Annotated in this window: 14 protein-coding genes; 7 read left to right on the top strand and 7 right to left on the bottom strand. The window is 69.5% G+C overall.

Annotated features, from left to right (window positions below; genetic code table 11):
* Window positions 1–145: 145 nt before the first annotated feature.
* Window positions 146–1165 carry a hypothetical protein gene (locus tag VHU88_07655; protein ID HEX3611549.1) on the top strand — a complete coding sequence of 340 codons (1020 nt, stop codon included), beginning with the start codon at window positions 146–148 and terminating at the stop codon, window positions 1163–1165.
* Window positions 1166–1226: 61 nt separating this feature from the next.
* On the opposite strand, the gene def is transcribed toward VHU88_07655, so the two are convergent.
* Window positions 1227–1781 carry a peptide deformylase gene (gene def, locus VHU88_07650; GenBank protein HEX3611548.1) on the bottom strand — a complete coding sequence of 185 codons (555 nt, stop codon included), beginning with the start codon at window positions 1779–1781 and terminating at the stop codon, window positions 1227–1229.
* Between the two features lie 119 nt (window positions 1782–1900).
* Between def and VHU88_07645 the strand changes: the two genes are divergently transcribed.
* Window positions 1901–3088: a cysteine--tRNA ligase gene (locus VHU88_07645; GenBank protein HEX3611547.1), complete on the top strand. Its 1188-nt coding sequence runs from the start codon at window positions 1901–1903 to the stop codon at window positions 3086–3088.
* A 13-nt stretch (window positions 3089–3101) separates the two neighbouring features.
* Here VHU88_07645 and VHU88_07640 read toward each other — a convergent pair whose 3' ends face one another.
* Window positions 3102–3701 (bottom strand): helix-turn-helix domain-containing protein, encoded by a 600-nt coding sequence (locus VHU88_07640; GenBank protein HEX3611546.1) that lies wholly within the window; start codon window positions 3699–3701, stop codon window positions 3102–3104.
* 229 nt (window positions 3702–3930) lie between these two features.
* Window positions 3931–4662: a transcriptional regulator gene (locus VHU88_07635; protein ID HEX3611545.1), complete on the bottom strand. Its 732-nt coding sequence runs from the start codon at window positions 4660–4662 to the stop codon at window positions 3931–3933.
* A 184-nt stretch (window positions 4663–4846) separates the two neighbouring features.
* Here VHU88_07635 and VHU88_07630 point away from each other — a divergent pair, with 184 nt between their 5' ends.
* The 3 genes from VHU88_07630 to VHU88_07620 are packed head-to-tail and all read left to right on the top strand — an operon-like array spanning window position 4847 to window position 8702.
* Window positions 4847–5848 carry a branched-chain amino acid ABC transporter permease gene (locus VHU88_07630; protein ID HEX3611544.1) on the top strand — a complete coding sequence of 334 codons (1002 nt, stop codon included), beginning with the start codon at window positions 4847–4849 and terminating at the stop codon, window positions 5846–5848.
* Window positions 5845–6558: an ABC transporter ATP-binding protein gene (locus VHU88_07625; GenBank protein ID HEX3611543.1), complete on the top strand. Its 714-nt coding sequence runs from the start codon at window positions 5845–5847 to the stop codon at window positions 6556–6558. The genes VHU88_07630 and VHU88_07625 overlap by 4 nt, the downstream gene beginning before the upstream one ends.
* On the top strand, window positions 6555–8702 hold the full coding sequence (locus VHU88_07620) for an ATP-binding cassette domain-containing protein (GenBank protein HEX3611542.1): 2148 nt from the start codon (window positions 6555–6557) through the stop codon (window positions 8700–8702). Before VHU88_07625 ends, VHU88_07620 begins: the two co-directional genes overlap by 4 nt.
* 12 nt (window positions 8703–8714) lie before the next feature.
* Here the strand turns inward: VHU88_07620 and VHU88_07615 are convergent, their stop codons facing one another.
* Window positions 8715–9539, bottom strand: a complete 825-nt coding sequence (locus VHU88_07615) for a trypsin-like peptidase domain-containing protein (GenBank protein HEX3611541.1) — start codon at window positions 9537–9539, stop codon at window positions 8715–8717.
* A gap of 232 nt (window positions 9540–9771) precedes the next feature.
* Between VHU88_07615 and VHU88_07610 the strand changes: the two genes are divergently transcribed.
* Together VHU88_07610 and VHU88_07605 are read left to right on the top strand one after the other, a co-directional pair.
* Window positions 9772–9993, top strand: a complete 222-nt coding sequence (locus VHU88_07610) for a hypothetical protein (GenBank protein ID HEX3611540.1) — start codon at window positions 9772–9774, stop codon at window positions 9991–9993.
* 271 nt (window positions 9994–10264) lie between these two features.
* Window positions 10265–11176, top strand: a complete 912-nt coding sequence (locus VHU88_07605; protein HEX3611539.1) for a hypothetical protein — start codon at window positions 10265–10267, stop codon at window positions 11174–11176.
* 96 nt (window positions 11177–11272) lie between these two features.
* Here the strand turns inward: VHU88_07605 and VHU88_07600 are convergent, their stop codons facing one another.
* The 3 genes from VHU88_07600 to VHU88_07590 all read right to left on the bottom strand — a co-directional run.
* On the bottom strand, window positions 11273–12280 hold the full coding sequence (locus tag VHU88_07600; GenBank protein HEX3611538.1) for an NAD(P)H-dependent glycerol-3-phosphate dehydrogenase: 1008 nt from the start codon (window positions 12278–12280) through the stop codon (window positions 11273–11275).
* A 31-nt stretch (window positions 12281–12311) separates the two neighbouring features.
* Window positions 12312–12986 (bottom strand): response regulator transcription factor, encoded by a 675-nt coding sequence (locus tag VHU88_07595; protein HEX3611537.1) that lies wholly within the window; start codon window positions 12984–12986, stop codon window positions 12312–12314.
* 162 nt (window positions 12987–13148) lie between these two features.
* Window positions 13149–13611 (bottom strand): ABC transporter substrate-binding protein (locus VHU88_07590; GenBank protein HEX3611536.1); only part of this gene is annotated, 463 nt, incomplete at its 5' end.

The raw sequence follows: 13611 nt of genomic DNA, 5'->3' as shown, positions 1-13611 counted from the left end.
AATTGCGCCAGTTCCTGACGTCTCGACCGAGGCTTTGTCTGATCGAAAGGGTCAGCACAGATTGCTGCCGATCCTTGAAGGTGAACCGAGTACCGCCGCCGGAATCCCCCGCACCGGCGGGCTTGGGCCCCCCCGAGGAGTCCCTATGGAACCGTTCGACCACTACGGCATGCCGCAGGAGCGGCCCGCCGAAGAGTCCCCGATGAACGGCCAGAGCAGTCTGCCGTTCTACTCGGCGCTGCCGTCCGTCGATCCGGCCGGGCCCGCTCCCGCCAAGCGCGGGTTCGCCCGCTTGGGCAAGCCGCGCCGCACGGTGGTCGCCGGCGTCACCGTGGCCGCGCTGGCCGCCACCGGCGGCGTCGCCCTGGCTGCCGCAAACAGCAACCCCACCCCGACGCCGGGCACCCCGGGTGCCGCGGCGATGATGCACGGCCGCGGCGGCCCGGTCCACGGCACGTTCACCGTCTCCGACGGCAAGGGCGGCTACGAGACCGAGCTGATGCAGCGCGGCACCGTGGCGTCGTTCTCCGGCGGCACCCTGACCGTGAAGAGCGCCGACGGCTACACCCACAGCTACAGCACCGACTCGACGACGATGTTCGGCCGCGGCGGTCACGGCGGCCACGGCATGCGCGGCGGCAACTGGGGCCGCGGCCCGATGCACGGCCGGTTCGGCACCATGCCCAACGGCACCGCCATGCCGAACGGGGCTGCCATGCCGAACACCGCCATGCCGAACACCGCCGTGCCGAACAGCGCCACCGCGACCACGCCGAACCTGACCGTCGGCGAGAACGTCATGGTGATCGCGATCCAGTCCGGCGGGACCGACCACGCCCAGCGGGTCATGCCGATGCGCACGCCGAACCAGAACGGCCAACAGAACAACGGCCAGAACGGCAATGGCGGCTTCTTCGGTCGGCACCGCGGCTCCGGCGGTATGACCGGTGGCCAGATGGGCGGCGCTCCGATGGGCAACGCTCCGATGGGCAACGGTCAGCCGGGGAACGGCCCGACGGGCATGGGCCCCGGCCGGCTGGGCAACGGCCCGGTGAACCTGCCGAACGGCGCCCCGGCGACCTCGAGCAGCCCGGCCACGACCCCGCAGAGCAGCGCGGGCGCCACGGCGCAGTCCACGGGTCCGGCCGCCACCACCAACGGCTGAGCCGGTTCGAAACCGATCGTGCCCCGGGAGCGCGGCTCCCGGGGCACGTCCGTCTCGGTGCTCAGGCCGGGCCGGCTCCGGCCAGGTTGGCCACAGCCAGCGCCTCCTTGCGAGCGCGGCGGCCCAACCGGTCGACGTAGACGGTGCCGTCGAGGTGGTCGCACTCGTGCTGCAGGCAGCGGGCCAGCAGTCCGGTCCCGGTGATCTGCACCGGCTCCCCGCGCAGCCCCGTCCCGGTCACCCGGGCCGCGCCCGGCCGGGACAGCATGCTGTGCGCGCCGGGCACGGACAGGCAGCCCTCGTTGGCCTCGACCAGGTCGCGGTCGTCGGGCAGTTCCAGCACCGGGTTGACCACGACGGCGACGGTCTCGCGCTCGTCGGCGTCCGGGCAGTCGAGCACGAAGACTCGCAGGCTCACGCCGATCTGGTTCGCCGCCAGGCCGACCCCGTTGGCCGCGTACATGCTGGCGAACATGTCGGCGACCAACTGCACGAGGTCGGCGTGGTCGGCCGGCACCGAGGCGCACGGCCGGTGCAGCACCGGGTCGCCGTAGAGGGTGATGGGGCGGGGCGTCCCGCCGGCGGCCATGCCACCGCCAGTGCGCTCTTCCGACATCCGGCCCTCCCGAGATCGGCCCAGCAAGACCGAGGCTGGACCGCAGGGATCGTAGCTCCCACCCGCCAGGGGTCGACGCGCGTCGGCACGGATCGGGGCGGGTCAGGCATGATGACGACATGCCCGGACTGGGAAATCTCGGCTCAGGCGTGGTCGGCCTGTCCGGCCGCGTTCCACTCACGATCACGCACGGCACCCGCCAGTTGCGGCTGGGCAGCGTACGGCTGCCGCTGCTGTCGCCCGGGCGCATCTACACCTGCGGCATCACCCCGTACGACGTCACCCACCTCGGGCATGCGGCCACGTTCCTGTGGTCCGACGTGTGCGCCACCGCGATGCGGCTGACCGGGGTCGACGTCGTCACCTGCCGCAACGTCACCGACGTCGACGATGTGCTGACCACCGCGGCCGCGGCGAAGGGGCGGCACTACGACGAGTTCGCGCTCTCCCAGGAGTTCCTGTTCGAGCAGGACATGACCGCGTTGCAGGTGCGCCGGCCGGACCACGAGCCGCGCGCCCGGCACCACGTCGCCCATGTGGTGGCCCTGGCCGCGGCGCTGCTGGCGTACAAGAAGGCCTACGTCCGCGAGGGCCACGTGTTCTTCCGCGGCTCGGCGGTGCCGGACGAGTTCGGCGTCGGGCGCGACGAGGCCCTGCGCCTGTCCCGGGAGTTCGGCGACAACCCCGACGACCCGCTGCGCGACGACCCGTTCGACGTCCCGGTGTGGCGGCCGTCGGACGAGAAGAACCCGGCCTGGCCGAGCCCGTGGGGCTGGGGGCGGCCCGGCTGGCACGCCGAATGCGCGGCGATGGCCCATGCCCACCTCGGTCCGGGCTTCGACGTCCTGGCCGGCGGCGCGGACCTGGTTTTCCCGCACCACGCCTATCAACTCGCCCTCGGCGAGGCCGCCTCCCGGATCGCGCACCTGGCTCGGGGCCGATTGGCCGTCGGGACCGTCGCCGTCAACGGCGCCAAGATGGCCAAGTCCACCGGAAACCTGGTGCTGGTCAGCGACCTGCTGCAGAAGTACCGACCGGCCGCGATCCGCCTGATGGTGCTCGACCGGCGGTGGGCCGACCCGTGGGAGTACGAGCCCGGGATGCTGGTGGCGGCCGAGGACCGACTGGAGAACCTCTACTCGGCGGCCGGCCGCAGCGGCGGCGAGGGCGGGGCGCCGGACGCCGTGGTCGAGGCGCTGCTCGCCGACCTGAACGTGCCGGCCGCGCTGAACTTGGCCGAGGAGGCCGGCGGCGACGCCGCTCGCCTGCTGCTGCGCACCCTGCGCCTGGACGGCGTGGTGATCTGACCGGACCCGACGCTCAGCGCGAGCCGAAGTCCATGGCCCGGGCGGTGTCCCGGGGCTTGCCGGCCACCAGGTGCCCGTCGGACAAGCGGGCATTCGGTCCCGGCGCCAGATACAGCTCGTCCGACCCGATCGCGGCGCCGTTGATCTCGCAGTAGCTGGCGATGTGGGCCAGGCACCCGCACCCGGCGTGCCGGACGCTGAACGCCGAGCCCTCGGGGTCGGCCAGGAACTCGTCGCCCCACTGCATGATCGCGGCCAGCGCGTGGAACAGCGCCGAACCCTTGGCGGTCAGCCGGTACTCAAGCCGGGTCCGCTGCCCCGGGTCGCGGTAGGGCACCGGCTCGAGGATCTGCTCCTGGACCAGCCGACGCAGCCGGTTGGACAGCACCGGCGCCGAGCAGCCCAGCCGGGTGCGCAGCTCGTCGAAGCGGGTCACGCCGATCATCGCGTCGCGGACGATCATCATGACCCACTTGTCGCCGACGATCTCGGCCGCGCGGCGCAGCGAACCGTTGGCCAGGTCGATGTCCCGGCACTGCGGGGTCGCCGTCGACTGCCCCTCGCCCGCCGCGGCCCGTCGGTCCGTGCCGAACCGCTCGCCAGACAAACTCACAGCGCACCTTCTGCCTGCTGCCGGTGACCCGGACAGCCGTGGATGAAGGCGCATCGGGGAGCACGACGCGCATCGGTGGTACCAGCTGGGTCAAATATTGACATCCAGGGGCGCGCGTGACAATCCTTGAACGAAGGCCAGGCCTGTGGCCGCCGGGGGGCGAAGGCACGATCTGCCCGACTCGCCGGAAGCTGGAGGTGCGGTGCTGCGAACCGGACCTCCCACCGGGTCAGCCCGCTGCTTGGGGCTCCTCCGTGCGCGCCCGCGGTACCACGGTAACGCAGCAGTGTTCCGGACGCGGGATCAGTCGAGCCTCGAGCACCTCAGCCCCGAGGCCGCTGAGCATGCCCCCGACCAGCTCGCAGTTCAGCGCGCAAACCAACCCCTGGTCGGCCTCGAGCAGCGCGTGGAACGGACAGTTGCGCAGCAGGATCTGGGTCCCGTCCGTGCGGTGCACCTCGGGCTCGTACCCGTTGTCCTCGAGCACCGGACGAACCAGGCCCAACGCGCGCTCCACCCCGAGCCGACCGACCCGCGCACCCTCGAGGGTCGCCGCGCCGATCTGCCGACCGCAGGACGCGGCGGCGTCCAGCGCCGTCGCTCGCGCGGCGTCGCCACCCTGCTGCACGGACTCGATGAACACCGAGGCGATCGTGCGGTAGCGCCGCGGCGGCAGGCTGAGCTCGATCTGCTCGTCGGCCACCGCGTAGAGCTTGGGCACCCGGCCGGGGCGGCGCAGCCGCGGCAGCCGCGGCAGCGACACGGTCAGCAGACCGGCCACCACCAACTTCTCGAGGTGGAAGGCCGCCAGGTTGCGGGAGATCCCCACCAGTTCGGCGGCCTGGTCCCTACTAATGGGTGTAGCGGCTTCCCGCACGTGGAAGTAGAGATCACGTCGAACGTCGTCCGCGAGTACGGACAGCGAACCGACGGCTGCATCCGTCTCGTCCCGGAGCGTCACTCGAGGCAAGATATCACCAACCAACGTTTGTGCAATAGGTTCGGATCTACGCAGGCAAACATTGACATTTGGCCATGCGTATCGTTAATTACCTTTGTCCCAATTTGTGGCCGCGCCAGCCTCCCAGCGCCTCGGCCACACTCGCCGGCTCGGTCCGCCCGGGTACCGTGCCTCGGAGGTAGCGGTGCATTTTAATTTATTCTTCACCGTGCTTGTCGCGGGCACCGTTGCCGCCGGCCTGTACGGATTCCTCCCCATCTCCCTCATCCTGACCTACCGGATCTCGCGGACCATCGCCTTCGTCCACGGTGGCATCGCCTCGGCGGCCGCGATCGGCTACTGGCTGATCGCGCTGCACAACAACCTGATCCCGAACTACATAATCTCCTTCGGCGACGACCCGAACGACCCCGTGACGTTCGGCCATCGACCCGCTCTGCCACAGTTCTCGGCGATGATCATCGTGATGATCGTCGGCGGAATCATCGGCGCCGGCTACGGCTTCATCGTCATGTCCCGCCAGTTCGCAGCCCTGTCGGTGCTGACGCTGACGATCGTCTCGCTCGGCGCGATGATGGGCCTGGTCGGCGTCGCCGGACTGATGAACGTCCAGTCGAACGTGCTGCCGTCCAGCCCCTTCGGCGAGGGCCACCACAAGATCCTTCCCGAGGCGATGACCGACGGTCAGCCGCTGATCGTCACGAACAACCAGATCTGGACGTTCTTCACGGTCATCGGCCTGTCGATCGTGCTGGCCGTCTTCCTCACCCGCACCCACACCGGCCTGCAGATCCGTGCCCTGGCCGACGACCAGGAGGCCGGCGTCTGGTGCGGCATCAAGCTGCGCGCGCTGGGCACTCTGGTCTACGGCACCTCAGGGGCGATCGCGGCCCTGGCCGGTGTGCTGGTCAGCGTGACCACCGGCGCCGACCCCAGCGACATGCTGGTGTTCGTGCTCGACGGCCTGGCACTGGCGATCGTCGGGGGTCTGCGGTCGCTGCCGCTGGCCTTCGTCGGGGCGCTGCTCTACGGCATCACCGACACCGCCCTGCGGATCGGCTTCTTCGGCGTGGTGAGCCTGCCCGAGACCGCGGTCGTCGAGTACGGCCTGCTGCTGGCGGTCATCGTCGGGATCGCCCGACTGAGGCGGGAAAGCTTCTTCCTCCTGGAGAGGCAGTCGCTGTGAGCGCCACCGAGAGGAAGATCGTCCTGGACATCCCGGAGTTGGTCGCCGGGTACGCCGGGCAGGCCGTCCTGCACCGGGTCGAAATCCAGCTGGTCGGCGGCGAGATCGTCTCGCTGCTCGGCGCGAACGGCGCGGGCAAGTCGACGCTGCTCAAGACGATCATCGGCACGGTCCCGGTGATCCGCGGCAAGATCACGTTGCTGGGCAAGGACATCTCGCACTGGGCTCCCTACCAGCGGGTGGGGGCCGGGATCGGCTTCTCCCCCGAGGGTCGGCGGATCTTCGCGAACCTCAGCGTCGAGGAGAACCTGCTCATCGGGGCGACCGCGCTGGGTCGCGGCCACCGCCGCGACCAGTTGGAAGCGGCCGGGGAGTTGTTCCCGGTCCTCGCCGAGCGCCTGCGGCAGAAGGCCGGGACGCTGTCCGGCGGCGAGCAGCAGATGCTCGCCATCGCCCGGGCGATGATGACCCGACCCAAGCTGCTGATGGTCGAGGAGCCGTCGCAGGGCCTCGCGCCGGTCGTCGTCGAACGCATCTACGCCACCCTGCGCGAGCTCGTCGACAACACCGGCATCGCGGTGCTGGTGGCCGAGCAGTTCCAGCAGGTCAACGAGGAAGCCAGCGATCGCATCCTGGTGATCGACAAGGGTGAAGTCATCCCGGACTCCGAACTCACCCGCGTCGGTTCGGGAAGCGAGGTGGACGCATGAGCAGGCTCGAAGCAATCGGCCAGTCCCTGGCCGCGAGAATCCCCACGATGAACCGGGTCGAGGGCGCGCACACCACGTCCCGACCGGTCCTGAACTCTATGCGCTCCCCCGGCGCCATGCTGTTGGCACTGGCCCTGGTCACGTTCCCGATGTGGCGCCCGCCATACCTGGTGTTCACCGCGAACGCCGGTATCCCGGTCGCGATCGTCGGCCTCGGCCTGCTGGTGCTGGTCGGCTGGACCCGCGAGATCTCGCTCGTCGCGGCGGGCATCTTCGCGTCGTCGGCCTACTACGACGGGTACTTGAACCGCCCGCACCCGGGTGGCCACAACTTCCCGTGGGGCATCGCGGCGATCATCACGATCGCCGGCGCCGGGATCACGATGGCCCTGATCGCGCTGTCCTCGGCCCGGCTGCCCGGCATCTACCTGGTCGTGCTCACATACGGCGTCCAGGTGATCCTCGAGAAGACCGTGTTCACCTACGGCTACCTCTCCGGTGGTCTGGGCGGTGGTGACGAGAACGGCAACATCGTCGTGAACCGGCGACCGTGGTTCTTCGGCCTGAATCTCAACACCCAGGCCACGCACCGTTGGTTCGGGCACGACATCACTCAGGAGACGATCTTCTACTTCTTCTCCCTCGGCTGGCTGGCCATCGTCCTGGTGCTGATGGTGCGCCTGCGTCGTTCTCCTATGGGCCTGGGGTTCCTGCTGGTCGGGGCCGACCGGCAGGCCGCGGCCGCCGTGGGTGTGAGCCCGCTGAAGTTCCGGGTGCTCGCGTTCACCACCTCCGGTCTGCTGGCCGGTGTAGCCGGCGTGCTGGTCAACTGGCTCTACGTCAACCCGCCGGCCTCGGTGAACTACTACTCCCCCTACTCGCTGGTGCTGCTGGCGATCCCGGTCGTCGCCGGCCTGGACTCGATCGCGTTCGTGGTGATCTTCGGCATCAACTTCGAACTCATCCCGGTCGTGCTCGAGTCGTTCCGGATCTCCCCGTTCATCCTCGCCGCCTTCGGGTTACTGCCGGTCGCCCTCTTCGGCACCCGCGGCATCGGCGGCCGACTGGCCGACCTGTGGCGCTACATCCAGTTCGGCGACCGGCGCAGCCGGACCCTGCGCGAGCGGGTCGACACCGCCCGGATGCGGACCAGCACGGGCCTGGCCGGGGACGCCTCGGACAACCTGTCGCCGAGACAGCGCCAGGAGGCGTTGGCGATCCTCGAGGCGTGGCTACCGCCACGTCCAGAGTCAACCAACGCGATCAAGGCCGACGGCATCAAGGTTCGCTTCGGCAACGTCAAGGCGCTGGACGGCGCCTCGATCGTGGTGCCCAACCACGCGATGGTGGGTCTGCTCGGCCCGAACGGTGCCGGTAAGACCACGCTGTTCGACGTGATCTCCGGCGTGCGGGCACCCAACGGCGGCACCGTGAACATGTTCGACAAGAACGTGACCGGGCTGTCGGCCTGGGACCGTTCCAAGCTCGGGATGGCGCGGACGTTCCAGAACACCCGGGTCATGCCGGACCTCACCGTCGCCGACAATCTGGTGGCCGGGGCCTACCAGCGGATCAAGTCGAACCCGGCGCTGTTCCTGGCCGGCGTGCCCTCGGCCTGGGCCGAGATGCGCGCCGCCGAGGAAGCCGCGTTCGCCGCGGCCCGACTGCTGGACATCGACCGGTACTGGAACGAGCGCTGCGGGTCGCTGGAGTTCTCGGCCCGCCGGCGTACCGAGATCGGGCGCTGCCTGCTCTCGGGTCCGCGTCTGCTGCTGCTCGACGAACCGGCCGCCGGTCTCGACCCGGCCTCGTCGGTCGCGCTGTTCACGCTGATCAAAAAGTTGCACGAGGACCTCGGTCTGACCGTCCTGCTCGTCGAGCACTACGTGAAGGCCGTGCTGGACTCCTGCGACCTGGTCTACGTGCTGGCCGAGGGCAAGGTCCTCGCCCAGGGCACGCCGAGCGAGGTCGCCGCCAACCCCGACGTGCGCTCGCGGTACCTGGGTACCCGGATGTCCTTCGCCCCGTCCGCGGTCACGGCGCTCAACGAGAGCGTCGGGAGCGAGAACGGATCGGGTCGGCATGCCGGTGCGGCAGCCGAGGAGACCCCCGCCGAGGCCGCGGAGACGACCGTCGGGACCTGATCGTGGGGCGGTTCAACCGCCTGAGGTGAAGGGCTGCGCCCCGTCGACGAGGCGCAGCCCTTTTATGCCCGAGAGGTCGTGGGCATAGCTGAACATCCGCCAGATGTCGGCGACCCCGTTCGCGCCGGGGGTCGGGGTGGTGATCAGGCTGGACATCACCCCGAGGGCGTGGCCGTCGGAGTCGAGCACCGCGCTGCCGGAGTCGCCCGGGATCCCCGGGGTCGCGAAGTAGGTCAGGTACGACCAGCCGTCGTCGATGGTCGAGAGCGCCACGCCGCGCTTGGGCGACAACACCCCGACCCCGCCCCGCAGCGGCGAGTTGCCGTAGGCATAGACCATCCCGCCCTGTTCGACGCCGGTGGTGTTGATGCCGTGCGGGCCGCCGAAGTACGGCACGTCGGGGCTAACCGAGGAACGCGCCGCATCGGGCAGGCGCACCAGCGCGAAGTCGTTGTCCGAGCAGGCGGAGGCGTTGGTCTCGTGGCGGGCCTGCATGGTCCGCCAGGAGTTGTAGGCCAGGGTCCCGGAGACGTCGGCCCCGACCACGGTCACCTGGGTGCCCAAGGGCATGGACTGCTCCTTGCAGCCGTCGAAGTTGACGTCCTGACCCTGGCTGGAGCAGTGCGCGGCCTGGCCGATGTACAGATGGTTCTCGGCGTCGGCGAACACGAAGTTGCTCGTGCAGTCGGACCCGGCGGTGTCGAGCACGACGCCGGGGTGCACCTTCGGCTCGCCCAGGGCCGTCCGGACAGCCGACGCAGGTTGGGTTGCCACCGCCGCGGCCAGCACCGTCGCCCCGAGCAACCAGGCGCCCCTGGTCCGGAACTGTCGCGCCACTACGACTCCCCGCGGCCGGGCCGATTCTCGGTCGCACCTGCGGCGCCGACACCTGGTCCAACGTCGGGCAGGTCCGGTTCGTTACACCTCGCCGCCTGGCCTGCGACACGCCGGGCAGCTCACAGGGCGACGATCAGTGTTACGAATGGCAACTTCTGAGACATTTGGTACGTACTTGAACGTCGCTGGGGGGATTGATGAGCATTTCCTGGGCCGTGGCTGGGGAGCCGCGGTGATCAGCCCCGACCTGCTGCGGCGGCGCAACGGTCCGTTGATCGTACGCCGCGAGGACGCGCTGCGCCCTGGACGCCGCACGCGGTCGCGGCGGGCCCGCCGACGCGTCACGCTCGGTTCCCCGACGCGGACCGGCGCGATCGCGGTCGGCGTGCTGCTGCTGGCCGCCGTGGCCTGGTTGCTGGTGTTCGCGTACCTGGTGACCCTGGTGCACTACTGAGCCAGCGCTCGCCCGCGGCAGCGGCCAGGGCACGCCCGGAGGTGAGCTTTCCCATGCCGGTCTGCTCGGGCAAGATACCCCCACCGGGTAATGAAGTCGGGGCTTCCGGCGGTGTTCATTGTTCGGACTACTGGCCATGGCAATGAAAGGAACCCGAGTCGTCATGGCTCAGTTCGTCCGAAAGTGTACCGACGTAGCCTGACTCCGTACTCCGCTGACCCGGCGTCAAGCGACTGGCGCGCCTGCACCTGGGACGATTGGCACGGACGAGATGACACTTAGGATCACGCGCACCGTTCTCGCGCTGGCTCTGGCGACCCCCGGGTTGGCAGGCTGCGGCGGCGGCTCCCACGACTCTGCGACCACCGCGAGCAGCACCACCTCAATGGGCTCCACGCCCGGCACGAGCCGCGGCGCCGGGAGCATGGCCGGGATGAACATGGGGGCGATGGACGGCGACGGCACGTCGGCGACCGTCTCCGGGTACTCGCTGGTGAAGGTGACCAACCCGGCCAAGGCCGGGAAGGCCGGGCAGATCTCGTTCGTGATCGACGGTCCGAGCGGCAAACCGCAGACCGACTTCACGCTCCAGCAGACCAAGCTGCTGCACCTCTACGTCGTGCGGAATGACCTCACCGGCTTCCAGCACATCCACCCGAACCTCGACGTGAAGACCGGCCTGTGGACCGTCCCGGTCACCTTCGCCAAGCCGGGGCCGTACCGGATGGTGATCGAGTTCGAGGCGCTCACGGCCGACGGCACCTTCGACGACCGGATCCTCGGCACGAACTTCACCGTCGGCGGCGCCAAGTACGTCCCGGCCCCCTACACCCCGGTCACCGGAAAGACCTCGGTCGACGGCTACGACGTCTCACTGGACGAGACCAGCACGATCAACGGCCCGCCGCTGCACCTGAACATCACCAAGGGCGGCGTCCCGGTCACCGACCTGCAGCCGTACCTGGAGTCGTTCGCCCATGTCACCGGCTTCCGCGAGGGCGACCTCAAGGCCGTGCACGTCCACCCGACCGAGGGTCCGAAGAAGGGCGACCTCTCCGCCAGGGGCGGCCCCCTGCTGACCCTGGCCTCGGTGTTCACCGCTGTCGGCAAGTACCGGATGTTCATCGAGTTCCAGGACGCCGGACAGGTGCACCTGACCTCGCTGGACGTCCAGGTCAGCTGACCCCCTCCCCCCGGAACCCGACTTCTGCTGCCTGTCCCACGTATCGGAGGCCTCCGATACGTGGGACAGGCAGCACAAGTGCGATGGGTTTGGGCGTCAGACGGAGTCGTCGAGCTCCGAGCCGGCGGCGCTGCGGCGTAGGCCGCGGTAGGCGTCCAGCGCACTGCGGCCCTGGTGCAGCACCGCGTAGACCTCCTCGCAGATCGGGACCGGCACCTCCCGTTCGGCGGCCAGTTCGACGACCACGGCCGAGGTCTTGATGCCCTCGGCCACCATGTTCATCTCCTTGACGATCTGGTCGGTGGTCATCCCGCGAGCGAGCTTCTCCCCCACCGCCCGGTTGCGGGAGAGCGGGCTCATGCAGGTGGCCATCAGGTCGCCCAGCCCGGTGAGGCCGGCGAACGTGCGCGGGTCGCCGCCCATCGCGGTGCCCAGGCGGGTCAGCTCGGCCAGGCCGCGGGTGATGACCATCGCTCGGGTGTTGTCGCCGACCCCGAGCCCGGTGCCCATCCCGGCGGCCACGGCGATCACGTTCTTCAGCGCCCCGCCGATCTCGGCGCCGACGACGTCGTGGTTGGTGTAGACGCGGAAGCGCGGGCTGTGGAACACCCGCTGCAGGGACCGGGCCACGTGCTCGTCGGCCATCGCGACGACGGCGGCCGCCGCGTAGCCGGCCATGATCTCCGGGGCCAGGTTCGGGCCGGCCAGCAGACCGGTCGGGTGCCCCGGCAGCAGTTCGTCGATCACCTCGGTCATCCGCAGCCGGGTGCCCTGCTCCAGACCCTTGGTCAGGCTCACGATCGGGATCCACGGCCGGACGTACGGAGCCGCCTCGGTCAGCACGCCCCGCATTCCGTGGGACGGGATCCCGGTGACCACCACATCGGCCTGCGCGACGGCCTCCTCCAACGAGGCGGTGGCGCGCAGCGCCTCCGGCAGCGTGAAGTCGGCCAGGTAGCGGGTGTTGACCCGTCGAGTGTTGATGTCCTCGACCACGACGGGATCCCGAGCCCACAACAGCGTCGAGACGTTGCGGGCGGCCAGCGCCGCGACCGTCGTGCCCCACGAACCGGCGCCCAGGACAGCGACCTTCACCTCGCGCACGACGCGCCTCCTCGGCTTCGCCCGACGGTCCTCATCCTTGCGGGTCCAACCGGTATCCGACAGCGCGTACGGTCTGGATGCTGGCCCTCCCGAAGGGCCGGTCGACCTTGTCGCGAAGGTATCGGACATACACGTCGACCACGTTCGACGCTCCGTCGTAGGCGAAGTCCCAGACGTGCTCGATCAGGTAGGACCGCGACAGCGCGTCGCCGGGATGACGCAGGAACTCCTCGAGCAGCGCGAACTCCTTCGCCGACAAGTCGATCGGCACACCACCGCGACAGACCCGCCGGGTGGCCGGATCCATCGACAGGTCACCCGCCTGGAGCATCACCGGTCGGGGGTTGGAGTCGCGGCGCATCAGCGCCCGTAGCCGGGCCAGCAGTTCGATGGCGGCGAACGGCTTGCGCAGGTAGTCGTCCGCGCCCGCGTCCAGGGCCCGTGCGGCCGCGGCCGGGTCGGGGTCGTCGGCCAGGATCAGGATCGGCGCCCAGCACTTCCGGTCGCGCAGGTAGGCGCACAGACCGATGCCGTCGGCACCGCGGGCCGACTTCTCCAGCACAATCAAGTCGTAGGTGAACTCGGCGACCCGGAACAGCGCCTCGTCCTCGGTGGGCACCGAGTCGACCGCGTATCCCTGTTGGCGCAGCAACGACCCGGTCTCGGCCGCGACCTTCCGGTCGCGCGCCACTATCAGCAGACGCATCGAAGGTGCTCGATCCTTGTCACATCATCCCGGGTGCGGAATGAGAATGCCCAATCCGGGAACGCAAGAACCCACCGGGGGTCCGGCCGAGCCGGACGCCCCGGTGGGCGAGATCTTGTGACGACCGGTCAGATCAACCGATCTTCCTTACGTGGCTGGGACTTACTTCCAGGTGTAGATCACGAACTGGTCCGAGTCCGGGGTGAAGCCGGAGGGCGAACCGTCGGGGTTCGAGACAGTGTTGGTGCTGGTGTACTTGTAGATGAACTCGCGGCCCTGGCCGTAGTTGTGGTTCCAGTTGTCGCCGCTTCGCTCGGACTGGACGTAGCTGAAGCGCTGGTCCAACGAGGCGTCCGACTGCCACACGGTGCCGTTGCCGTAGACGGCCATGATCCGGTCGCGGGTCAGGTTCGGACCGGTGGCCTTGGCAGCCTGGGCGAAGATGTTCACAGCCGCGTAGCCGGCCTGCACGATGTGGTGGTTGGTGCCGCGGTTGAACCGGGCGTACTTGTTCATGGTGGCCATGAACTCCGGGCCCCACAGCTTGTAGGTGGTGTTCGTCCAGTACCGGTTCACCGGCCACTGACCGAAGATCGAACCCAGCACCTCGGCAGCCAGGTGGTTA

Source organism: Sporichthyaceae bacterium (assembly GCA_036269075.1).
Taxonomy (GTDB): domain Bacteria; phylum Actinomycetota; class Actinomycetes; order Sporichthyales; family Sporichthyaceae; genus DASQPJ01.
This window is presented reverse-complemented; position numbering and strand designations above follow the sequence as displayed.